Source organism: Pseudomonas sp. IT-P218 (genome assembly GCF_949767605.1).
Taxonomy (GTDB): Bacteria; Pseudomonadota; Gammaproteobacteria; order Pseudomonadales; family Pseudomonadaceae; genus Aquipseudomonas; species Aquipseudomonas putida_AE.
The window spans coordinates 1-21575 of the sequence record NZ_CATKQQ010000012.1 but is presented as its reverse complement, the minus strand read 5'-3'; the positions used below and the strand labels follow the sequence as shown (position 1 = coordinate 21575).

Genomic DNA, 21575 nt, shown 5'->3' with positions numbered 1-21575 from the left:
CCATCGGAGAAACTTATGAAACAAGCACATGTAAACAGCTACTACGCCGCCACCCGCAACTTCACCGGTGATTTCCCGGTGCTGGAAGGCGCGGTGGACTGCGACGTCTGCGTGATCGGCGCCGGCTATACCGGCCTGTCCTCGGCACTGTTCCTCGCTGAAGCGGGCTACAGCGTCACCGTGCTCGAAGCCGCCAAAGTCGGCTTCGGCGCCAGCGGTCGCAACGGTGGCCAACTGGTCAACTCTTATAGCCGTGACGTCGATGTCATCGAGGAGCGCTACGGCGACAAGACCGCCGAAGTCCTCGGCAGCATGATCTTCGAAGGCGCCGACATCATTCGCCAGCGCATACAGCACTACGACATCCAGTGCGATTACCGTCCGGGCGGTATCTTCGCCGCGATGAACAAGAAGCAGCTCAAGGGCCTGGCCGAACAGAAGAAGGGCTGGGAACGCTACGGCAACAAGAACCTGACGATGCTCGGCAAGGATGACATCCAGCGCGAAGTCGGTTCCGACGCCTACGTCGGCGGCCTGCTGGACATGCAGGGCGGGCACATTCACCCGCTGAACCTGGCGCTGGGCGAGGCTTCGGCGATCATCGGCCTGGGCGGCAAGATCTACGAGCAATCGGCGGCGGTGGAAATCACCTACGGCGAGCCGATCACCGTACGCACCGCCAAAGGCGTGGTGAAGGCCAAGTACCTGCTGATCGCCGGTAACGCTTACCTGCCGCAGGGCCTGGACAACCGCGTGACCAGCAAGAGCATGCCGTGCGGTTCGCAGATTGTCGTCACCGAGCCGTTGTCGGAAAAGCAGGCCCGCAGCCTGATCAAGAACAACTACTGCGTCGAAGACTGCAACTACCTGCTCGATTACTACCGCCTGACCGCCGACAACCGCCTGCTCTACGGCGGCGGCGTGGTCTACGGCGCCCGTGAGCCGGACGACATCGAACAACTGATCCGCCCGAAAATCCTCAAGACCTTCCCGCAGTTGAAGGACGTGAAGATCGACTACCGCTGGACCGGCAATTTCCTGCTGACCATGTCGCGCATGCCGCAATTCGGCCGTATCGAGAAAAACGCCTACTACATGCAGGGCTACAGCGGCCACGGCGTCACCTGTTCGCACCTGGCGGGCAAGCTGATTTCGGAAATGATCCGCGGTGACGCCGAACGCTTCGACGCCTTCGCCTCGCTGCCGCACATGCCGATGATCGGCGGGCGCACCTTCTCGGCGCCGTTGACCGCCCTGGGCGCGGTGTACTACTCGCTGCGCGACCGTTTCGGGATCTAAGCTTTACCTCGCCGGTGGTCAACCCCAGGAAGGCCACCGGCTTTTTACCTGAAACACCACGTTCCCGTGTAGAAGCTGCCGCAGGCTGCGATCTTTTGATCTTGCTTTTCAAGATCAAGATCAAAAGATCGCAGCCTGCGGCAGCTCCTACAGCAACACCCACAAACGTGATTTAATAGCCGCCTTTCACGTTTCCGGGACAGGAAAACGGCGCGATCCACGCCTGCTCTCCACCCCCATTACCCTTGCGTACCAAGCACATAAGGCTGTCATGGACACGGGCTCACGACTCAAATTAGTACGCGAAAGCTACAAACTGTCCCAGCGCGAGCTGGCCCGGCGTAGCGGCGTCACCAATGCCACCATTTCCCTGATCGAGCAGAATCGCGTCAGTCCTTCCGTCAGCTCGCTGAAAAAGCTGCTCGAAGGCATCCCCATGTCCCTGGCCGACTTCTTCACCTTCGATCAACCGCCGCGCGAGCACCAATACGTCTTCCGCGCCAACGAACAGCCCGACCTCGGCCGCCACGGCCTGCGCCTGCTGCTGATCGGCGCGTCCGTGCCAAGCCGGCAGATGCGTCTGCTGCGCGAACAATACGCACCGGGCGCCAGTTCCGGGGAAGAGCCGATCGTGCATTCGGAAGGCGAGGAGTGCGGTCTGGTCACCCGTGGCACCGTCGAATTGACGGTGGATGGGCAGATCAGTGTGCTCAATGCCGGGGACGGGTATTACTTTCCGACGACCTTGCCGCACAAGTTTCGCAATATCGGCCAGGATGAGGCGGAAATCATCAGCGCCAACACGCCGGCAAACTTCTGATTACGGCGTGACGTGATCCGGCGGCGCATCATCCATGGCGCTTGATAAAAAACCGATGCCCGCTCAGGCATCGGTTTTTTTTATTTGGTCTTCCAGTGACCACCGCCCGACTCGCAATCAATCTTGGCTTGGGCGATGTGCTCGGCACCGTAGTAATACGTCGTGACCTGGGCATTGTCGGGAATGTTGACCGACTGACTGTTCTTGTCCTTGCTGGTGGAATGAGGGTTGGCCAGGGATTCCTGGGTCAAGGTGGCGATGCAGGTGGCCTGGTAATGATCGTCACAATGTTCGACTTTCTTCTTGGTACTGGTCAGCATCTCCTTGCTCTCGTTGCTGCATGACCAGTCGATGGAATTGACTGGCATGCCTTCGTACTCATAGCAGCTATGACTTTCCACCACGGGAATGGAAGCGCTTTGGGATCGGGTCAGCACGTCGCAACCTTCGGCGTACGCCAGGGCAGGGCACAGGCCAGCGAGCAAAAGCAGCAGTCTAGTGTTCATCGGGATTTCCTCTCCAATGGCGCCTTGTTTGATCCAGGATCAGCGCTGATAAAGTTTCGAAACCCCGATGTGGCCTGTGGTTCCATGCATTTCGCTCAGTCACGAAGCGTTAACGCATTTCCCCGGCCTTATTGTCTGGCCTGTGCTGGATCCGGGTGGTGAGCGATGTGCTTTGGCCCCGCCAGGGCCCACAGGATCAGCCCGATCAGCGGCACAAACACGATCACCACCATCCACACGCCTTTGCTGCTCGCTTTGCCTGCGCTTTTGCGCACCCGATTGATGGCCCACAACTCGATCAACAGAAGAACGGCTGCCAATACAATCCACGTCGTTTCGATCTGCATGTAGTCACCTCCTGAATAGTCTTTCAGTTAGGTGGGCTGGTGGACACAGGGTTCAGTTAATTTGCGGTTTTCTAGAATGGGGGTATCGGCGCACTCTAACGTTCGTCGGATCTCATGTGGCTATCAGCGGATTTGGCTGCCCGTTCCATCACGGCTGCTAAGCTTCGTCGTTGCAGCACCCGAGCCTGTCCTGGGCTCACGTTGCGTGCGCAACCACGGAGTTCCACCTCTTTTCCTGTCGGCAATCTGCACGGAGGCAGGCGATGGTGATCAAGCGCATGGTTGATTCGAGCGCGGCGGGGGTTCCCGTGGCCCTCGATCCTGAAGAGATGCAGCGCGTACTGGCGTTGCTGCTGGCCAGCCCGTTGTTCGCCAAATCCCGGCGCATGGGCAGTTTGTTGCGGTTTCTGGTCGAGCACGACCTGCAACCTTCAAATACCCCCCTCACCGAACACGCCATCGGCATCGCGGTGTTCCGTCGCGATCCGGCGGTGTACTGCACCGGCGACGATCCGGTGGTGCGGGTGCAGGTGGGGCGGTTGCGGCGCAAGCTCGCGGCGCATTACGCCAGCAACGGCCAGCAGGACCCGGTGCGGCTGAGCATACCGGCCGGGTGTTATCGCCTGGCTTATCAGCGGTTGCAAACCAAGGGGACCGCCACCCGCCATCCGGTTTTGCAGATCCAGCCGTTCACCTGCATCACCCCGGATGGCGATGACTTCGCCCGGGGCTTGTGCGAAGAGCTGAGCTGTCGCTTGTTCGAGTCGTTCGAGCAAACGCAAAGCGTGGCCAATCATGTGTTGATGAAGGTGCCGCGCAGCAGCGTAAAAGCAGCGGATGGGGGACGCGGCGGGCGCTACAGCTATTGCCTGGAGGGCAGCGTGCGGGTCGAGCCGGCGCGGGTGCGGGCGTCGTTGCGCCTGGTGGATGTGGCGCAGGGGCGGATTCGCTGGTCGGCGCAGTTCGATCGCAACCAGCCTTATGGCATCGCCACCCAGGAGGACTTGGCGCAATCGATCTGCCTGTCCCTGACGGGCTACTTTGCCAAAGGCGCGATCGACGAATGAAAGGGGCAACCCTGGGGTTGCCCCGGTGCGCAGCAGTTACACGGTTTTCCATTGACCGCCTTCGTAAAGGCGACCGGCGGTGTTTTCGAACGTCAGGTCGATTTCGATCGCCTTGGAGCGTGAGGTACTGAACATGGTACTGGTCTGTACGTTCTGTTCGAACCATACGAGGATGGTTTCAACGGGGGTCAGTACGGTTTTACCGGTGACGACCGGGTCCACCGCCACGTAGATCGGCGTGCTGACCTGATTGCCATCGATGCCGGTGGACAGCTGGTTGATCCCCGGATGGATCGGTGCGTACTCGTTCACAAAGGTCATGGACACGTCCGGGCCGCCCGTGATCGCCGGGCTCAGCAGGCCGTGTTCATCGAGTGTCGAAGTTTGCCCAAGACCGATATTGACGATGTTGGTCGAGACTTTGACCTGGACGTTTTCCTTGAACACGTTGGAGGCGAACAGCTGATACAACGGCGTCCAGCTGAATTCGTTATTGCTCAGGTACGCGACATAGGACTGCCAGACCACGTTGTAGTCGGCGGTGCCGACCTTCTTGGCAAAGCACAGCTTGTAGCCAGACTTCTTGAGCAGGGTCAGGTCGCCGGCGGCGATTTCGATGGTGACGGTTTTTTGCGCCGCCGCCAGGGCGGACTTCAAGACCCTGCCATAGTCCGACGCCTTCAGTTGCGTTGCACCCATGATCGACTTGACGGCTTCTTGCACATCATCGTGCAGCTGCTGGCGTTGTTGGCTGACAGCGTTTGATTGGCTCATGGTGTCCCTCTTCCTTGGTGGTGTGTTGGGCGATCAATGGCTGGCAGGCAGTCAACCCGGTCCATCCATCGAGGGCTTCACTCTAGGTTCAAGCAGCACATGGGCTAAGTGTCTTGGCGTTACAGGCGGGTAACGGGGGGGTATCAATCAGGTTGAAGTGGCGGGGCGAACGACGGGCCGCCCCGCCAGGGCCTCAGGCTGCCTTCACATCGGCCCAGACGAAGTTCCAGCTGGTGCGCTTGCCCTTGGCAATCTCGATCAGCTTGTTCTCATACACCGTGTGATTGACCAGGCCGGCGTAGGTCAGGGTGCGAGCAGCGTTGTTGCCGCTGCACTCGCCCGGTACGCCGCCAGACTCGAACATGGCTTTTATCATGTCGGCTTCCGACGGGGCGCTGCTCTGGTTTTTTTCAACTTTGACGAAACTCATGATGTCACCTCTTCCGTGATGGGAAATCGGTGCGGTTGAGGGTCGACAGCGTTCGTGCCTGCCGCAACACACCGAAGGCCATACTGTATTGGCCTGCCGTGCGGCGCAGAAGTGACAAGTGGGGCGGTGAGGTAACAGCACGATCGGGGGGGCGTATCAGCGAGGTATCAAGCGCGGGTCGATTCAGGTGGAGTTTGCTCGAGAAAGGCCTGACGATCCATGTCAGGGCTTTGTCGCGAGCAGGCTTGCGGATCTTGATTACAGGCTGGTAGCGAGTTTCCCACTCGACAACCGACGCTTGTAGGCACTGTCGCGATTGGCCAGCCACCAGTACAACGGCGAGGTAATCACCAGGCCCACCACCCAGGACAGATCCGCGCCGTTGATGTGCTCGGAAATCGGTCCGACGTACAGCGGCGTGTTCATGAACGGAATCTGCACCAGGATGCCGATCGCGTAGGCCAGCAGCGCCTGCGGGTTGTAGCGCCCGTAGATGCCGCCATCGACGTGGAAGATCGAGTCGATGTCGTACTTGCCCTTGTGAATGGCGTAGAAGTCGATCAGGTTGATCGCCGTCCACGGCACCAGCACCACCAGCAACACCAGCACCATGTCGACGAAGTGGCCGATGAAGTCAGCGGAGGCACCGACGGCGGCAAAGCAGCAGGCACCGAGCACAATCACCGAGAGCACGGCGCGGCTCTTGGCGGTGGGGATCCAGCGGTAGGCGAAGGTCTGCACCAGGGTGATCAGCGACAGTACCGCGCCGTAGAGGTTGAGGGCGTTGTGGCTGATGACGCTGAGCAAAAACAGCACCAGCATCAGCGGGCCGATGGAACCGGTGGCGAGCTTGACCGCGTCCATGGTGTCCATGCCGACGGGCGTGGCCAGTACGGCGACGGCGCCGAAGACGAACGACAGGCTGGAACCGAGCACGGTGCCCAGGTAGGTGGTCCAGAAGGTCGACGCCACGGGCACGTCGGCCGGCAGGTAGCGCGAGTAGTCGGACACGTAGGGCGCGAAGGCGATTTGCCAGAGCGCGGCCAGGGACACCGTCGCCAGCCAGCCGGAGATGTTGAAGCTGCCGCGGGTGAGGAAGTCGTCCGTCTGCACGTGGGTCAGGATGTAGGCGAAACCCAGCACGATGCCGATGCCCAGCACCCAGGTGCCGATACGGTTGAGCACGTGGATGAAGCGATAGCCGATGATGCCGATGATGCCCGAACCCAGGGCGCCGATGACGATGCCCACGGGCACCGGGACGCTGTCGACCACGCCGTGCAGGGACTTGCCCGCCAGCACGATGTTGGAGGCGAAGAAGCCGATGTACATGACGCCGGCGATCAGCACCACCAGCAGCGCGCCGAGGGAGCCGAACTGCGCGCGGCTCTGGATCATCTGCGGGATGCCCATCTGCGGGCCCTGGGCCGAGTGCAGCGCCATCAGCACGCCGCCGACCAGATGGCCGACGAGGATGGCGACGATGCCCCACACCAGGTTCAGGTGAAACAGCTGCACGCCGAGGGCGCCGGTGACGATGGGCAAGGGCGCGATGTTGCCACCGAACCACAGGGTGAACAGGTCGCGCGTCTTGCCATGACGGTCTTGCGGCGGCACGTAGCCGATCGTGTGTTTCTCGATGAGCGGAGCGCTCGTTGCTGCAGTGGTTACCATGACGAACTCCAAGGCAAAGTGAGTACGTGGACGTACTTCGGTGAGCGTCGCGCGAACGACGCTTTTCTTGTTGGAGCGATCATGTGCAATGGCTCGGGATAGATAAATTAGTAAGTTTGTTGCTTCAAACCTTAAAAAATATATGCCGCGCCGGCGGTCGCCTCCGGTATGTTCAGCCTTGACCGCAGGCCGGCACCAACCCCTTGTGTGCGCTGCCGATTCCTTGACCCTGATGTTCTGTTTTCCGGAGGTTCCCATGGCCGCCTACAACCTGCGCCAGCTCAGGTATTTCGTCACCACGGCCGACTGCGGCAGCGTGGCGGAGGCCTCGCGCAAGCTCTACATCGCGCAGCCATCGGTGTCGACGGCGATCAAGCACCTGGAAGAAAGTTTTGGTGTGCAACTGTTCATCCGCCATCACGCCCAGGGGGTGTCGCTGACGCCGAGTGGCTCGCGGTTCTACCGCAAGGCCCAGGAGCTGCTGCGGGTCGCCCATGAGTTCGAGCAGAACGCCCTGGCGGACAACGACGTGGTGGCGGGGCAGATCGACATCGGTTGTTTTGAAACCGTGGCACCGCTGTACCTGCCACGCCTGATTGCCGGTTTCAAGGAGCGCTGGCCCGGGGTGGAAATACGCATTCGCGATGGCGAACAGCAGGAGCTGGTGCAGGCGCTGACCGCCGGCAGCATCGACATGGCCATGGTCTACGAACATGACCTGGACAGCACCATTGAGACCGTGGCGCTGATGCCGGCCCAGCAACCCTATGCCTTGCTGCCCGCCGACCATCGCTTCGCCCAGCAGGCGAAAGTCTCGCTGCACGACCTGGTGCTGGAGCCGATGATCCTGCTCGATGTGGTGCCCAGCCGAACCTACTTCGTGAGCATTTTCGAAGAGCGCGGGCTGACGCCGAACATCGTGTTCAGCTCGCCGTCGATCGAGATGGTGCGCGGGATGGTCGGGCGGGGTTTCGGCTTTTCGATCCTGGTGACCAAACCGTTTTCCGAATACACCTATGACGGGCAGAAAGTCGTGTGCGTGCCGCTGGCCGAAAACGTCACCGGCTCGGGGTTGTCCGCGGCGTGGTTGCGCCGGGCACAGCTGACCAAACCGGTGCAGCTGTTCGTCGATTACTGTCAGGAAGAACTGGCCCGACTCTATACCTGAGCGTCGGGCCAGGGATCAGTTGCTGATTGCCAGCAGCATCCGTTGCAGCATGGCATCGCAGCCGTGCAGTTGCTCCAGGCTGACGAACTCATCGGGTTTATGGCCTTGCTCCATGCTGCCCGGGCCGCACACCACCGTCGGGATGCCCGCTGCATCGAACAGACCGCCTTCGGTGCCGAACGCCACCGTGCCGAATTCCCGGGAGCCGGAAAACGCGGCGATCAATTCAGCGGCTTCGCTGCGGGCATCGGTGGCCAGGCCGGGGTACGCCGACAACTCACTGAAGCGGATCTCGCTGTGCTCGCTCACGGCGTGCATGCGCGGCAACAACTGCTGCTCGGCATAAGCCTGCAGTTCCTCTGCCACCAGGCGCGGGTCGTGGGAGGGCAGGGCGCGAACTTCGAAGTCGAAGCGGCAGTCGGCCGGCACGATGTTCAAGGCCTTGCCGCCGCCAATCACCCCGGTTTGCACGGTGGAGAACGGCGGATCGAAGCGCGGGTCATGCAGCTCCGGGGCCTTGAGCCGTTGGCCGATGCGCCCCAGTTCACCGATCAGCTCGGCTGCGTATTCGATGGCATTGACCCCAAGCGGGGCGTAGGCCGAATGGCAGGCGTGACCGTGGATGTCGCAGCGCATCGCCAGCTTGCCCTTGTGGCCCAGCACCGGCTTGAGCTCGGTGGGTTCGCCAATGATGCACAGCAGCGGTTTGACCGGACGTTGCTCGAGGGCCTTGAGCAGCGATCGCACGCCCAGGCAGCCGACTTCCTCGTCGTAGGACAGGGCGATATGCACCGGCAGGCGCAACGAGGCCTGCACCAGCGCGGGCACCAGGGCGAGCACGCAGGCGATGTAGCCCTTCATGTCCGCCGTACCGCGACCGTACAGCAGCCCATCGCGCTCGGTGAGCTGGAACGGCGCGACGGTCCACGGCTGGCCGTCGACCGGGACCACGTCGGTGTGCCCCGAGAGCACGATGCCCGGCCGGTCCGCCGGGCCGATCGTGGCGAACAGGTTGGCTTTGCTGCGCTCCTGGTTGTAGACCAGCTGGCACGGCACATCGAAGCGTGCGAGGTAGTCGCGGACAAACTCGATCAGCTGCAGGTTGGATTCGCGGCTGGTGGTGTCGAACGCCACCAGCGTTGTGAGCAGATCGCGGCTGGCGCTCATCGATCGTCTCCAGCGACGCCGTAGCCAGGGGATCGGTCGGGCGCCAGGGCGCGGTCGATGTAGTCCTGGACCTGCGGACGGTAGGCCTGCCAGAGCTTTTGCAGCTGGCCAATCGGGTCTTCGTCGGCCCAGTCGACCCGCAGGTTGACGATCGGCCAGGTCAGCTCACCGACCACCATGACCGCCGCCGAATGCACCGGCCCGGCTTCGCCACCGGCCGCCACGCCACCTTGCATTGCCGCGATCAAGCGGTCGGCCAGTTGGCCTTCAGCCTGTTCGAAGGCGCTGACCATGGCCTCGATCACCGCCGGGCTGGCAAGCATGTTGCCGGCCGCCACGCATTGCTCGCCGGACACCGCATTGTGGTTGCCCAGGGTTTGCGCGCCGCTGAAGTGCGCGGTGCGGCCGAGGTGGTCGATGGCGGTGATCTGCCGGTACTGGCTGTAGCCGTTGCGGGTCAGCACCTTGTCCAGGGCCTCGGCGGGTGCCCGACCCTGCTCCATCAGGGCCAGGGTTTCCGGGCCAAGGGAGGGCAGGGTGATGTTCTGCGTCGAGACGGCGCCCACACCGGGCAATAACCAGGGGCAGCGGGCGCCGACAGCGATACTCGAGGAGCTGATGGCGATGCCGAACTGACCGGTGTCGGGGCAGCGGGCGGCGATGGAAAAGGTCATGGGGCGGGTCCTTGTCTGGATTTTGTAGGAGCGAGCTCGCTCCTACAGAAGATCAATGGCGGGAGCGGGCGGCTGGAGTTTGTCGCGACGCGGTCTGCCCGTTATTCCGGGATCACCGCAATCACATCGATCTCCATCAGCCACTGCGGCTGACCCAATGCCGTCACCACCAGCCCGGTGGAAATCGGGAATACGCCTTTGAGCCACTTGCCCACTTCCTGATACACCGGTTCGCGGTAGCGCGGATCGATCAGGTAGGTGGTGGTCTTGACGATGTGGCTCAGGTCGCTGCCAGCTTCTTCCAGCAGTTGCTTGACGTTGCGCATGGCCTGCTCGGTCTGTGCCCGCGGATCGCCCAGGCCAACCAGGTTGCCCTCGAAATCGGTGCCGACCTGGCCGCGCACATACACGGTGTTACCGGCGCGGACGGCCTGGCACAGGTCGTTGTCCAGGCTCTGGTTCGGGTAGGTTTCCTTGGTGTTGAACATGCGAATGCGGGTATGGGTTGGCGTGGTCATTTGAAACTCCTGAAATTTTGGGGGCCGGCGCGGTTCACGCGCCGTGCGGGAATCAAGCGTTGGCAGTGGTCTTATGTGCGGCCGGGCAGGCTTGGGCCTCGCGTTGGTCGGCATCGCGGTACTCGAGATAGGTCCGCTGGATGGCAATGTGATCGGCCACGTACTTGGCGTCATGCCACACGCCCCAGATGAAGGACGAACCGCGACGGGACTGCCAGGGCAGGCCGAGGAAATACACGCCCGCCTCGCTGGACACACCGCGCTGATGCCGGGGCTTGCCGTTGTCGTCGAAGGCGTCGACCTGCAGCCAGCTGTAGTCCACGGCAAAACCGGTGGCCCAGATGATCGACGTCACGCCGGCCTTGGCCAGGTCGAGTTCGAGGATCGGGTTGGAGACACAGTCCGGCTCCGGGAAGGTATGGCGCGCTTCGGGTTCTTCCGGCAGGTCCAGGCCATTGCGTTCGATGTAGGCATCGGCGGCGTCGAGCAGGGCCAGGTAGTTTTCATCGCCCCGGGCCAGGTTGTCCGCCAGGTTCGCCTGGAAGGTCGCCACGCTGCCGTTGAACGATTGGGTCAGGCCCACCAGCACCATGCCGGCATGGGCCAGGCCACGAAAATCCACGGTGCGGCCACCCTGGGCGCCGCTGACGGCGATGGTCACGTGTTCACGGCCGGGTTTCATCGCGGCCTGGTCCCACTCGCCCAGCACCCCCAGCCACCAGCAGAAATCACGGTTGCGATAGGCGCGGGGCGGGCGATCGTGGGCGCCCACCGACAGGTAGACCTGCTTGCCGGAGCGCTGCAATTCATCGGCGATCTGCACGCCCGAGGAACCGGCGCCCACCACCAGCACGGCACCCTCGGGCAATTGCCCGGGATTGCGGTAGTCGGCGGAGTGGATCTGCAGCAGTTGCGCATCCTTGGGGGCGATCGGCGGGATCACCGGACGCTGGAACGGACCGGTGGCAGCCACCACGCGACTGGCCTCGATCACGCCTTGGGAGGTCTCGATGGTGAAACCCGGGCGACCGACGTTGCGCTCGACCTTCTTCACTTCCACGCCAGTGCGGATCGGCGCCTTGAACTTGCGGGCATAGGCTTCGAAGTAATCGGCCACGCGCTCCTTGGGGGCAAAACCATCGGGGCTGATGTCGTCGAATTCCAGGCCGGGAAAACGGTCGTGCCAAGCCGGACCATTGGCCACCAGCGAATCCCAGCGGCCGGTGCGCCAGCGCTCGGCGATACGATTGCGCTCCAGCACCAGGTGCGGCACGCCGAGCTTGCTCAGGTGTTCACTCATGGCTACGCCGGCCTGGCCGGCGCCGACAATCAAGGTATCTATTATTGTTTTTTCAATGGTCATCTGCTTGCCCTTCGAAGTTGGTTAACGGTCGGTGTCGACCTGCCATTTCCTGGGCTCAAGACTAGGGATCAGCCTGATATCGGTAAAATATTATTAAGCTGGCATTTGAGTATAAATAATTGATGCAGAGGGTTTGCCCGGGCGGATTGGAGGGGGAGAGCGCAGCCCGTCGGAGAAGAAAAACGTCGACTCGCGCCCAGTAAAAGGACTGTTTTCAGTGGTTTCTTGTAGGGCATTTCTGGAAATAAGTAAGAAATTTCCCAAAGTTGCCGGGAGGGGTGGAATGTGCGAGTGGGATAGTTCATTGTCGTTGTAGGAGAACAGTCATAGTTCCCGTGCGTATATTGTTGCACTCATTTTGACATGGAATTCACAGGCTGTAGCAGGGAAACTTTCTATTCTGTTGGCTAGAGTTTCGAGTTCCTGTCTTGCAGGTTTTAGCGATTGCATTGGCTGTCGCAAAATAATCGGGAGGTGTTATGTCTTCAAGCAGTTTTCAAAACGAAGTGCCGAAGGCTCGGGTCAATATCAAGCTCGATCTGCATACCGGTGGTGCGCAGAAAAAAGTCGAATTGCCACTGAAGCTGATGGTGATGGGGGACTACAGCAATGGCAAGGAGCAGCGTCCCTTATCTGCCCGTAGCAAGGTTTCCATCAACAAAAACAACTTCGATAGCGTATTGGCGGAGTTTTCTCCGGTCTTGAAAGTGGCCGTGGAAAACACCCTGGTCGATGACGCTGGCGACACCTCGGTCGAGCTGAATTTCCAGCGCATGAAGGACTTCGAGCCAGAGCAGGTGGCGCGGCAAATCCCGCACCTGCGTGCGCTGCTGGCCATGCGCAATCTGTTGCGCGACCTTAAGTCGAACCTGCTGGACAATGCCACTTTCCGTCATGAGCTGGAACGCATCCTCAAGGACGATGCGCTGAGTGACGAACTGCGCGCCGAGTTGGCCGCGTTGGCTCCGGAAGAAAATCGTTAATCCACTTCGGTTCGTTTAAAGGGAAGTTACCTGCATGTCCATCGAAAGTTCCAACGTGCATTCGCGCGGCACTACAGTGTTGTCCGAAGAAAATAAAGGCGTCTATGGTGCGCTGTTTGGCAAGATCAATCTCAGTCCGGTCGATACATTAAGTAGTATCGAAGTATTTCAAAATACCGAGGCACTGTCCGAAGTGTCGGCCGATGAGCGAGTGACGGCGGCCGTCAGTGTATTTTTGAAACTGCTCGGGCAGTCTTCGCAGAAAATCGAGCGCCTGGATAAAGTCCTGCTCGATGAACACATTGCTGCCCTGGATGGGCAAATCAGCCGGCAACTCGATGCCGTGATGCACCACCCGGATTTCCAGCGCGTCGAGTCAACCTGGCGCGGGGTCAAATCCCTGGTCGACCAGACCGATTTTCGCCAGAACGTGCGCATCGAATTGCTGGATATCAGCAAGGATCATCTGGTCCAGGACTTCGACGATGCACCGGAAATCGCTCAAAGCGGCCTGTACGTGCATACCTATACCCAGGAATACGACACACCGGGTGGCGAGCCGATTGCCGCGGCTATTTCCAACTACGAGTTCGACCGCAGTCCGCAGGACATCGCCCTGCTGCGCAACATTTCCAAAGTCGCGGCGGCTGCGCACATGCCATTTATCGGCACCGTCGGCCCGGCTTTCTTCGGCAAGCGCTCGATGGAAGAAGTGGCCGCCATCAAGGACATCGGCAACTACTTTGACCGTGCCGAATACCTGAAGTGGAAGGCGTTCCGCGACAGCGACGACGCCCGCTACATCGGCCTGGTCATGCCCCGTGTCCTCGGGCGCCTGCCCTATGGCCCGGACACAGTCCCGGTGCGCAGCTTCAACTACATCGAGAGCGTCAAGGGCCCTGACCACGACAAATACCTGTGGACCAGCGCCTCGTTCGCCTTCGCCGCCAACATGGTCAAGAGTTTCATTGCCAACGGCTGGTGCGTACAGATCCGCGGGCCGCAGTCGGGCGGCGCGGTCACCGAACTTCCTATCCACCTGTACGACCTGGGCACCGGCAACCAGGTGAAGATCCCTTCGGAAGTCATGATCCCGGAAACCCGCGAATTCGAATTCGCCGATCTCGGTTTCATCCCGCTGTCGTATTACAAGAATCGCGACTACGCGTGTTTCTTCTCGGCCAACTCGACCCAGAAAGCGGCCCTGTATGACACCGCCGACGCAACCGCCAACAGCCGGATCAATTCGCGCCTGCCCTACATTTTCCTGCTGTCGCGCATTGCCCATTACCTCAAGCTGATCCAGCGCGAGAATATCGGCACCACCAAGGACCGGCGCTTGCTGGAACTGGAGCTGAACAAGTGGATTGGCGGGTTGGTGACCGAAATGACCGACCCGGGCGATGACCTGCAGGCCTCGCATCCGCTGCGTGACGCCAAGGTGACCGTGGAAGACATCGAAGACAATCCGGGCTTCTTCCGCGTCAAGCTGTATGCCGTGCCGCACTTCCAGGTCGAAGGCATGGACGTCAATCTTTCGCTGGTGTCGCAGATGCCCAAGCGCAAGCCCGATGCCGTTCGCGGGGAAACCAGGTCTTGAAAATCGACCGTCCCGTATGGTCTGCGGGGGCACTCCTGTGCCCCCAGCAGTTCCAGCAACAGGCACGCTGGGAAGCCTGGACCAACGAACGCCTGGCTCACTTGTCACTGGTGCATCCCTGGGGTGTAGCGGCGGTGGCGTTTGACCAGGAGACCCTGCGACTGGGCAAGCTCAAGGCCACAAGGTTGTGCCTGCGCATGCCCGACGGCACCTTGATCGATACCGATCAGGTGGATCGTCTGCCCTCGGCCCTGGAATTGACCCAGCTGCTGTCCAGTGACGTGCAGGACACCACGGTGTTATTGGCCTTGCCGCTGGAACAGGCCAATGGCAACAACTGCCTGCTCGATGACAGCAAGGTCGAGCGACCGACGCGTTATCGCCAGGACTGGCGCAAGGTGCAGGATTTGTACGAAGGCGAGGCGCAGCAGATCGGCGTGCTGGAACACGTGCTGAGCCTGCGTCTTGCCCACGACGACAACGCCGATTACCTGACCTGCCCGATCGTGCGCCTGGTGCGGGACGGGCAGGGCGCATGGGGGCTGGATGACACTTATGTGCCGCCACTGCTCGATTTTGCGGCTCACCCGGGATTGCTGGCGCAGCTGGATAATCTGTTGACCCAATTGGCCGCCAAGCGTCAACGGCTGATGGGCTTGCGTCGTGAAAGTAACCAGCGCATGGCCGATTTTGCCGTGGCCGATGTGTCGCTGTTCTGGCTGCTTAACGCCCTGAACACCTACCAGCCGATCCTGGCAGATCTCAAGGCGCACCCGGCACGGCATCCCGAATCGGTGTACCGGGAATTGGCAAAGTTGGCCGGCGGCCTGCTGACCTTTTCCCTGGAACACGATATCGACCAGATCCCGGCTTACCGGCATGAGCATCTGGAAAGTGTGTTCCCCCCATTGTTGCGTCTGATTTCCACGTTGCTGGAGGCCAGCCTGCCTTCGCGTGTGATCGCCCTGGCGCTGGAGGAGAACGGCGACAACCGCTGGAAGGTCAGCCTCAATGATCCACGCCTGCGCGAGCGTGAAGGCGCTGATTTTTATCTGTCGGTGCGTTGCCGCTTGCCGGCAGCACAGGTGCAGAGCCAGTTCCCGCGCCTGTGCAAGATTGGCACCCCGGATGAGGTCGATCAACTGATCAATGCCGCGCTCGACGGTGTGCCGTTGCAGTCGCTCAGCCATGTACCGGCAGCCATTCCGCTGCGACTGGAGAACCAGTATTTCGCCCTCGATCTCGACCATGCCAAGGGCCAGGCGGTGCTGGCTGCAGGGGTCTGCGCCTTCTACGTCCCGAGCACGCTGGCCGAGGTAAAACTTGAACTGTTCGCGGTGTTGCGCACATGAACCTGAAAGCCTCAAGAAAACCTGCCGCATTGGCGGTGGATATCGACGCATTGCTGCAGGACAGCTACCTGCTGGTGGTGGAATTGTGCAAGGGCGCATCGGCGCACGATGGCATGGCGCTGAAGGACCTTTGCGTCAAGCAGGTCGAACATGTCCGCCAGATGCTCGAGCACGCCGGCCTGAGCCCGCGCAGCATTGATCACATCAGCCATGCCCAGTGCGCTTTGCTCGATGAAACCGTACTCCGTGTGGATAAGCAGGCTCGCGATGCCTGGACGAAAGAGCCCTTGCAAGCGAAGTTCTTCAGTCGCCACCAGGCGGGCGAGTTCCTGTATGAAGACATGCGCGAAGTCTTGCGCGAGCCCGCCCCTGATCCATTGGTGCTGACGGCGTTCCATCGGGTGCTGATGCTCGGCTTCCAGGGGCGTTATCGCGACGCCGACGACCCTGAGCGCGAACAGTTGCTCAGCGCGCTCCATGCACAGGTCGCACCCTTGGCACTCAGCCAGACGCTGGCGACAAAGATGACGTTCGGACAGGGACTGCGTATTTGGCTGTGGCCGCGTTCGCCACTGGCTCATGGTCTGCTTGTGGGCCTGCTGTTTGTCGGTTGCTGGTGGGGGCTTGACCAGCTGTTGGCCAATCTCCTCAGCTCGGTTTTGCCCGGTGAGGCTTGAGGTGGGACCGATGACGCCGACACTGATGCGTGGTCTCTGGTTATGGGCGGGCGTGCTTTCACTGGCGTTGCTGGTTGTCGTTCCCTTGACCTGGAGCCTGCGCACCATCGCCGTCCTGGTCGTTGTGTGCGTCATGGTCCTGGCCTGGAGCCGGATTGGGCGCCGGACATGCGCGTCAGTGACCCTGGCCGAAAATACCTCGCTGCCTCCGGCCGCCTACCGTCAACCAGTGGTCCTGGTTTGTGGCGATGGCCTGACGGGATTGTTCGGCGCGACGCCGTTGGAGCACCTGGCTTTGCGCACAACCCGCCACGGTTGTTATGTGCGGGTACCCGAGCTTGAGCAGTTGCCTGCGATCACCGCCAGCCTGATGACGCTGCGTCCCGAGTGGAGTGGGCAGCTCAGCGTCATGTTCATCGTCAACCCGACCGAACACGTCGACAGCGCCGTGTTGGCCGGACAGGCGCGCGCACTGCGCTATCAGGTCGGCATGGTTCGCAAGGGCGGCGTTGCGCTGCCGCTACTGTTGACCAGCTATGTGCAAGCCTCGGCCGCAGAAGGTCCCTGGTTCAATTGGGAGGCCGGTGAAGTCAGCCCCAGGGTGCACGAGGGCGGAACCTGCGCCAGCCTGGACGACTGGCAAAGGCAGCCGTCAGACAGCGCAACGCGCTCAGCCCGGATGCACACCAGCGTGAAGCTGAACAGTGTCGTGGCATGGCTGGATCAAGCGGTAATGCCCCACCTGGCCCCCCGTGATGTACGCGATCCCGACAGCCTGCCGAGGATCAGTGCCATCACCTTCGTACCGGCGCTCGCGCAATCAGTCGCGGGCAACCTGTGGCAGCAATGGCTGCGCAACAAGGTTGCACTGCATGACGTCAGGCAGGCGCAGCCAGGGCAGGGCACTTCAATGCCTTTCCCCGATCCCTTGCTGGCGCTGCTGCCCTCGCAGAATCAACGCGCCCCATTGCGCCGCGCGAGCGTCATCGCGTTGTGGATGTTCGCCATTGTCGGGACAACGGCCCTGGCCAGCTCGGCCTGGCAAAACACCCTACTGGTCCGCCAGGTCAGTGACGACCTGCGTCGTTACCACGCCATCCCCGTGACAGGACAACCCGATCGGCCTGAATTCATCCTGCGCGAGCAGGCACTTGCGGTGCTGCGCGAGGATGCCCTGCGCCTGGACGGCTACTACCGACACGGCGCGCCCCTGTCGCTGGGGCTGGGCCTTTACCGGGGCGAGCGATTGCGCATCAGGCTGCAGTCGACAATTGCCGGTCACCGTCATCCGTCGCTGGCCCCAAGGCTTGCGGGTCATCCAAAGCCGGTGCGCCTGGACAGCCTGTCGCTGTTCAGTACCGGCAGCGCCCAACTCAAGCCCGGCTCGACCAAGGTCCTGATCAACGCCCTGGTCGACATCAAGGCCCAGCCTGGCTGGCTCATCGTGATCAGCGGCCATACCGATGGCACCGGCAGCGCCGAGCAAAACCTGCAGTTGTCCCGGGCCCGGGCGGCCGCCGTGCACGACTGGATGCAGCACATGGGCGGTATCCCCGCCAGTTGCTTTGCGGTGCAGGGCTTTGGTGCCAGCCAGCCCATCGCCAGCAATGACAACGAGGCCGGGCGCAGCGCCAATCGTCGAGTCGATATTCGTCTGGTGCCGGAGCCGGGAGCCTGCGTGTTCCCCGCTACGGGGCCGGATTTGCAACCCCCTGTCGCATAACGCGGCATTCATGTTCAGAGAGAAGGAGCTTCACATGGCAATTCCCGTTTACCTGTGGCTGAAAAATGACGGCGGCGCGGACATCAAGGGTTCGGTGGATGTCGAGGCACGTCAGGGCAGCATTGAAGTGCTGGCTCTGAATCACAGCGTGTCCATCCCAACCGATAACAACACGGGCAAATTGACAGGTACACGGATTCACGATCCGTTTGTATTCACCAAGGAAATTGATTCTTCCAGTGTCTACCTGCTTAAAGCCGTCACACAGGGACAGACCCTGATGAGCGCCGAGTTCAAGTGGTACTGCATCAACGAGGCAGGCCAGGAGGTCGTGAACTACACCGCGCTGCTCGAGAACGTCAAGGTGGTGAACGTCGAGTCGAAAATGCACGACATCAAGGATCCGTCCAAAGAAAAGCACAATCATCTGGAGGAAATTGAATTGCGCTACGAAAAGATCACTTGGAGATTCCTGGAGGGCAACCTCAGCCACTCCGATTCCTGGGCCGAACGCGGGCAAGCCAATTTAGCGCCAGCAGGCTGACAAACCGCTGAACACCTGAGAACCCGCATACGTCGATGACGGCGGGTTTCGGCGTGTCGTGTTGAGCGTCCGTACGCGGGCGCTCAGCAAGTCCCTCGATTACCAGCCTTATACTCAAAACAAGGACGTACCCATGGTACAGAACGCCTCCCGCTTGCTTCGTCGTCTCAATCCCTACTGTGCCCAGGCGCTGAGCGCGGCGGCGACGCTGTGCCAAAGTCGCGCCCATGGCTACATCAGTATCGAGCACTGGCTGCTCAAATTATTCGAACAGGGCGAGGGCGACCTGACGCTCATTGCCCGTCGCTACGAATGGGATCTGGACGCTCTCTGGGGCGGACTGCTTGAACACCTGGACACACTGCCGCGCAGCGTACACGCCAAGCCGCAGCTGTGTGGCAAGTTACAGCGACTGATCAGCAATGCCTGGCTGCGTGCATCGCTGGACAGCCAGGATCACCTGCGCTCAGCCCACTTGCTTGGCGCGTTGCTGGAGTCTCCTGACCTGCTGGCTTGCGAAGCGGCCTGGCCTCTGTTCAGTGTCAGCGAAACCCAGTTGCAGCATCTGTTCGCACTGCTTGATCAACACTCCGAAGAGCGTCCCCAGGCGCAGCAAGCGGCTGCCATTGATCAGGCACAAGTATTGACTGGATCCGCTGCCGTCAACCACGAGGCCTTGCAGGCCGTGCTGGACAGGTTCACCCAGGACATCACCGCCAAGGCCCGGGAAGGGCGGATCGACCCGGTGTTCGGCCGTGACGATGAGATCCGCCAGGTCATCGACATCCTCAGCCGCCGGCGCAAGAACAACCCGTTGCTGGTCGGCGAGCCGGGGGTCGGCAAAACCGCACTGGTCGAAGGACTGGCGCTGCGCATTGCCGAGGGCAATGTTCCGGACAGCCTCAAGCCGGTCAGCGTGCGTACCCTCGACCTGGGGTTGCTGCAAGCGGGGGCCGGGGTCAAGGGCGAGTTCGAGCAACGCCTGAAAAACGTCATCGATGCCGTCCAGCAATCGGCATGTCCCGTGCTGTTGTTCATCGATGAAGCCCATACCCTGATCGGCGCCGGCAACCAGGCGGGCGGTGCCGACGCGGCGAACCTGCTCAAGCCCGCACTCGCCCGTGGCGAGCTGCGCACCATCGCCGCCACCACCTGGAGTGAATACAAGCAGTACTTCGAGCGCGATGCCGCCCTGGAACGACGCTTCCAGAAGGTCAAGGTCGACGAGCCGGATGACCACGATGCCTGTCTCATGCTGCGTGGCCTGAAGGCGCGTTACGCCAGCCATCATGGCGTGCACATTCAGGATGCGGCGGTACAGGCGGCGGTCACGCTTTCGCGGCGCTACCTGACCGGTCGCCAGCTGCCGGACAAGGCCGTCGACCTGCTCGACACCGCCAGTGCACGGGTGCGCATGAGCCTCGACTGCGAACCCCAGGCACTGGTCAGACTCAAGGCCGGGCAGGCGGCCCTGGGACTTGAACGACAAGCCCTGGAAGAAGATGCACAACTCGGTGGCAGTAGCCTTGACGAGCGCCTTGCCTCGATCGATGCGCAACTTGTCGACTTGAAAGACCAACACAGTGAGCTGGTGCGGCAATACCGCAACGAACTCGACCTGACCCGCCAACTGCTTGATGCACGTCAGGCTCACCCCCTGCAGATCACCCTTTGTACTCGACTGCAAGATCAGCTTGCCGAAGTGCAGGGCGCCCAACCGTTGCTCTCCCTGGACGTCAACCCGCGCAGCGTAGCTGAAGTGATTGCCGACTGGACCGGCGTGCCGCTGGGTAGTCTGCTCAAGGACGAGCAGGCCAGCCTGTTGGCGCTGGAGCAGCAGTTGAGTGAGCGTGTCGTCGGCCAGGATCATGCCCTCGCTGCATTGGCCCAGCGTCTGCGCGCGGCCAAAACCGGCCTGACCGAGGAGCAGGCACCGTTGGGCGTGTTCCTGCTGGTCGGCACCAGCGGCGTCGGCAAGACGGAAACCGCCCTGGCGCTGGCCGACTGCCTGTTCGGTGGCGGGCAGTCGCTGATTACGCTCAACCTCTCCGAGTACCAGGAAGCCCACACCGTCAGCCAACTCAAAGGCTCGCCACCGGGCTATGTCGGTTACGGCCAGGGTGGTGTGCTCACTGAAGCGGTGCGCCGGCGCCCCTACAGCGTCGTATTGCTCGACGAAGTGGAAAAGGCTCACCGCGACGTACTCAATCTGTTCTACCAGGTCTTCGATCGCGGCTTCATGCGCGATGGCGAGGGACGCGAAATCGATTTTCGCAACACCGTCATTCTCATGACCTCGAACCTGGGCAGCGATGAACTGCAAACCTGCCTGCAACAACACCCTGACGTAACGGACAACACCTTGCAGGAGCTGCTGCGGCCACTGTTGCGCGAACACTTCCAGCCGGCCTTGCTCGCGCGCTTCCAGACCCTGATCTACCGCCCGCTGCAAGTCGACGCACTGCAGCGCATCGTCGCGCAAAAACTCGCCCGGGTCGCCACGCGCCTGCAACGCCACTACGGCCTGACCTGCCAGGTCGACAACGCACTCAACCAGGCCCTGGTTGCCGCCTGCCTGTTGCCCGATACCGGCGCGCGCAACATCGACAGCCTGCTCAACCAACAGATCCTGCCGGTGCTCAGCCAGCAACTTCTGCAGCGCCAGGCGACCCATCGGCAAGCCCGGGGGGTGACCCTGGGTTACAGCGACGATCAAGGCATCACGCTGCAGTTCATCGACACACAGGAAGCGATGCCAAGCGTCGTCAAGGAGGCCTGACCATGAGCACCCAACAGCGCATTTTCTTTGACCACACTCGCCATAAATTCGCCATCCGCTGGTTCGACGCCGTCTTCGACGTCCTGGCCTTCGAAGGCCAGGAGCACCTG

Annotated in this window: 20 protein-coding genes; 11 read left to right on the top strand and 9 right to left on the bottom strand. The window is 61.4% G+C overall.

Annotation, left to right across the window (positions count from 1 at the left end; all coding sequences use genetic code 11):
- Window positions 1-15 precede the first annotated feature (15 nt).
- Window positions 16-1299 (top strand): NAD(P)/FAD-dependent oxidoreductase, encoded by a 1284-nt coding sequence (locus ACM6I6_RS12030; protein WP_414919935.1) that lies wholly within the window; start codon window positions 16-18, stop codon window positions 1297-1299.
- Window positions 1300-1570: 271 nt separating this feature from the next.
- A complete protein-coding gene (locus tag ACM6I6_RS12025; RefSeq protein WP_007946335.1) occupies window positions 1571-2119 on the top strand; it encodes a cupin domain-containing protein in 549 nt (182 codons plus the stop codon).
- Window positions 2120-2199: 80 nt separating this feature from the next.
- Here the strand turns inward: ACM6I6_RS12025 and ACM6I6_RS12020 are convergent, their stop codons facing one another.
- Both ACM6I6_RS12020 and ACM6I6_RS12015 read right to left on the bottom strand, forming a co-directional pair.
- The gene (locus ACM6I6_RS12020) at window positions 2200-2625 is read right to left on the bottom strand and encodes a hypothetical protein (RefSeq protein ID WP_274077583.1); all 426 of its coding nucleotides are present in this window, start codon (window positions 2623-2625) and stop codon (window positions 2200-2202) included.
- A gap of 128 nt (window positions 2626-2753) precedes the next feature.
- Window positions 2754-2972: a PLD nuclease N-terminal domain-containing protein gene (locus tag ACM6I6_RS12015; RefSeq protein ID WP_274077584.1), complete on the bottom strand. Its 219-nt coding sequence runs from the start codon at window positions 2970-2972 to the stop codon at window positions 2754-2756.
- Between the two features lie 263 nt (window positions 2973-3235).
- Here ACM6I6_RS12015 and ACM6I6_RS12010 point away from each other — a divergent pair, with 263 nt between their 5' ends.
- Window positions 3236-4039 carry a hypothetical protein gene (locus ACM6I6_RS12010; RefSeq protein ID WP_323628330.1) on the top strand — a complete coding sequence of 268 codons (804 nt, stop codon included), beginning with the start codon at window positions 3236-3238 and terminating at the stop codon, window positions 4037-4039.
- 36 nt (window positions 4040-4075) lie between these two features.
- Here ACM6I6_RS12010 and ACM6I6_RS12005 read toward each other — a convergent pair whose 3' ends face one another.
- The 3 genes from ACM6I6_RS12005 to ACM6I6_RS11995 form a co-directional block, all read right to left on the bottom strand.
- The gene (locus ACM6I6_RS12005; protein WP_274077586.1) at window positions 4076-4813 is read right to left on the bottom strand and encodes a hypothetical protein; all 738 of its coding nucleotides are present in this window, start codon (window positions 4811-4813) and stop codon (window positions 4076-4078) included.
- 193 nt (window positions 4814-5006) lie between these two features.
- A complete protein-coding gene (locus tag ACM6I6_RS12000) occupies window positions 5007-5243 on the bottom strand; it encodes a hypothetical protein (protein WP_274077587.1) in 237 nt (78 codons plus the stop codon).
- 258 nt (window positions 5244-5501) lie between these two features.
- Window positions 5502-6917, bottom strand: coding sequence for a purine-cytosine permease family protein (locus tag ACM6I6_RS11995; RefSeq protein WP_274077588.1), 1416 nt, complete (start codon window positions 6915-6917; stop codon window positions 5502-5504).
- A gap of 256 nt (window positions 6918-7173) precedes the next feature.
- Between ACM6I6_RS11995 and ACM6I6_RS11990 the strand changes: the two genes are divergently transcribed.
- Window positions 7174-8085, top strand: a complete 912-nt coding sequence (locus ACM6I6_RS11990) for a LysR family transcriptional regulator (RefSeq protein ID WP_274077589.1) — start codon at window positions 7174-7176, stop codon at window positions 8083-8085.
- 15 nt (window positions 8086-8100) lie between these two features.
- Here the strand turns inward: ACM6I6_RS11990 and argE are convergent, their stop codons facing one another.
- From argE to ACM6I6_RS11970, 4 genes are all read right to left on the bottom strand, one after another.
- Window positions 8101-9252 carry an acetylornithine deacetylase gene (gene argE / locus ACM6I6_RS11985; RefSeq protein ID WP_414919934.1) on the bottom strand — a complete coding sequence of 384 codons (1152 nt, stop codon included), beginning with the start codon at window positions 9250-9252 and terminating at the stop codon, window positions 8101-8103.
- Entirely contained in the window at window positions 9249-9926 is a 678-nt protein-coding gene (locus tag ACM6I6_RS11980; RefSeq protein WP_414919933.1) for a DUF1028 domain-containing protein, read from the bottom strand. The genes argE and ACM6I6_RS11980 overlap by 4 nt, the downstream gene beginning before the upstream one ends.
- A gap of 101 nt (window positions 9927-10027) precedes the next feature.
- The gene (locus ACM6I6_RS11975) at window positions 10028-10444 is read right to left on the bottom strand and encodes a RidA family protein (protein WP_008058648.1); all 417 of its coding nucleotides are present in this window, start codon (window positions 10442-10444) and stop codon (window positions 10028-10030) included.
- A 52-nt stretch (window positions 10445-10496) separates the two neighbouring features.
- Window positions 10497-11807: a flavin-containing monooxygenase gene (locus ACM6I6_RS11970; protein ID WP_274077592.1), complete on the bottom strand. Its 1311-nt coding sequence runs from the start codon at window positions 11805-11807 to the stop codon at window positions 10497-10499.
- Window positions 11808-12286: 479 nt separating this feature from the next.
- Here ACM6I6_RS11970 and tssB point away from each other — a divergent pair, with 479 nt between their 5' ends.
- The 7 genes from tssB to tssH all read left to right on the top strand — a co-directional run bounded on the left by tssB (window position 12287) and on the right by tssH (window position 21465).
- On the top strand, window positions 12287-12790 hold the full coding sequence (gene tssB, locus ACM6I6_RS11965; protein ID WP_274077593.1) for a type VI secretion system contractile sheath small subunit: 504 nt from the start codon (window positions 12287-12289) through the stop codon (window positions 12788-12790).
- 34 nt (window positions 12791-12824) lie between these two features.
- Window positions 12825-14390, top strand: coding sequence for a type VI secretion system contractile sheath large subunit (gene tssC, locus ACM6I6_RS11960; protein ID WP_274077594.1), 1566 nt, complete (start codon window positions 12825-12827; stop codon window positions 14388-14390).
- Complete coding sequence (gene tssK, locus ACM6I6_RS11955) at window positions 14387-15742, top strand: type VI secretion system baseplate subunit TssK (protein WP_274077595.1); 1356 nt, start codon at window positions 14387-14389, stop codon at window positions 15740-15742. The genes tssC and tssK overlap by 4 nt, the downstream gene beginning before the upstream one ends.
- On the top strand, window positions 15739-16419 hold the full coding sequence (gene tssL, locus ACM6I6_RS11950) for a type VI secretion system protein TssL, short form (RefSeq protein WP_274077596.1): 681 nt from the start codon (window positions 15739-15741) through the stop codon (window positions 16417-16419). Before tssK ends, tssL begins: the two co-directional genes overlap by 4 nt.
- Before the next feature lie 10 nt (window positions 16420-16429).
- On the top strand, window positions 16430-18142 hold the full coding sequence (locus tag ACM6I6_RS11945; protein ID WP_414919932.1) for an OmpA family protein: 1713 nt from the start codon (window positions 16430-16432) through the stop codon (window positions 18140-18142).
- A gap of 34 nt (window positions 18143-18176) precedes the next feature.
- Complete coding sequence (locus tag ACM6I6_RS11940) at window positions 18177-18686, top strand: Hcp family type VI secretion system effector (RefSeq protein ID WP_323628341.1); 510 nt, start codon at window positions 18177-18179, stop codon at window positions 18684-18686.
- A 133-nt stretch (window positions 18687-18819) separates the two neighbouring features.
- Complete coding sequence (gene tssH / locus ACM6I6_RS11935) at window positions 18820-21465, top strand: type VI secretion system ATPase TssH (protein WP_414919931.1); 2646 nt, start codon at window positions 18820-18822, stop codon at window positions 21463-21465.
- Window positions 21466-21575: the final 110 nt, after the last annotated feature.

What these genes read in the sequence shown, in the direction of transcription:
- ACM6I6_RS12030 (WP_414919935.1), top strand. Translation starts at nt 16, where the DNA reads ATGAAACAAGCACATGTAAACAGCTACTACGCCGCCACCCGCAACTTC.
- ACM6I6_RS12025 (WP_007946335.1), top strand. Translation starts at nt 1,571, where the DNA reads ATGGACACGGGCTCACGACTCAAATTAGTACGCGAAAGCTACAAACTG.
- ACM6I6_RS12020 (WP_274077583.1), bottom strand. Translation starts at nt 2,625, where the DNA reads ATGAACACTAGACTGCTGCTTTTGCTCGCTGGCCTGTGCCCTGCCCTG.
- ACM6I6_RS12015 (WP_274077584.1), bottom strand. Translation starts at nt 2,972, where the DNA reads ATGCAGATCGAAACGACGTGGATTGTATTGGCAGCCGTTCTTCTGTTG.
- ACM6I6_RS12010 (WP_323628330.1), top strand. Translation starts at nt 3,236, where the DNA reads ATGGTGATCAAGCGCATGGTTGATTCGAGCGCGGCGGGGGTTCCCGTG.
- ACM6I6_RS12005 (WP_274077586.1), bottom strand. Translation starts at nt 4,813, where the DNA reads ATGAGCCAATCAAACGCTGTCAGCCAACAACGCCAGCAGCTGCACGAT.
- ACM6I6_RS12000 (WP_274077587.1), bottom strand. Translation starts at nt 5,243, where the DNA reads ATGAGTTTCGTCAAAGTTGAAAAAAACCAGAGCAGCGCCCCGTCGGAA.
- ACM6I6_RS11995 (WP_274077588.1), bottom strand. Translation starts at nt 6,917, where the DNA reads ATGGTAACCACTGCAGCAACGAGCGCTCCGCTCATCGAGAAACACACG.
- ACM6I6_RS11990 (WP_274077589.1), top strand. Translation starts at nt 7,174, where the DNA reads ATGGCCGCCTACAACCTGCGCCAGCTCAGGTATTTCGTCACCACGGCC.
- argE (WP_414919934.1), bottom strand. Translation starts at nt 9,252, where the DNA reads ATGAGCGCCAGCCGCGATCTGCTCACAACGCTGGTGGCGTTCGACACC.
- ACM6I6_RS11980 (WP_414919933.1), bottom strand. Translation starts at nt 9,926, where the DNA reads ATGACCTTTTCCATCGCCGCCCGCTGCCCCGACACCGGTCAGTTCGGC.
- ACM6I6_RS11975 (WP_008058648.1), bottom strand. Translation starts at nt 10,444, where the DNA reads ATGACCACGCCAACCCATACCCGCATTCGCATGTTCAACACCAAGGAA.
- ACM6I6_RS11970 (WP_274077592.1), bottom strand. Translation starts at nt 11,807, where the DNA reads ATGACCATTGAAAAAACAATAATAGATACCTTGATTGTCGGCGCCGGC.
- tssB (WP_274077593.1), top strand. Translation starts at nt 12,287, where the DNA reads ATGTCTTCAAGCAGTTTTCAAAACGAAGTGCCGAAGGCTCGGGTCAAT.
- tssC (WP_274077594.1), top strand. Translation starts at nt 12,825, where the DNA reads ATGTCCATCGAAAGTTCCAACGTGCATTCGCGCGGCACTACAGTGTTG.
- tssL (WP_274077596.1), top strand. Translation starts at nt 15,739, where the DNA reads ATGAACCTGAAAGCCTCAAGAAAACCTGCCGCATTGGCGGTGGATATC.
- ACM6I6_RS11945 (WP_414919932.1), top strand. Translation starts at nt 16,430, where the DNA reads ATGACGCCGACACTGATGCGTGGTCTCTGGTTATGGGCGGGCGTGCTT.
- ACM6I6_RS11940 (WP_323628341.1), top strand. Translation starts at nt 18,177, where the DNA reads ATGGCAATTCCCGTTTACCTGTGGCTGAAAAATGACGGCGGCGCGGAC.
- tssH (WP_414919931.1), top strand. Translation starts at nt 18,820, where the DNA reads ATGGTACAGAACGCCTCCCGCTTGCTTCGTCGTCTCAATCCCTACTGT.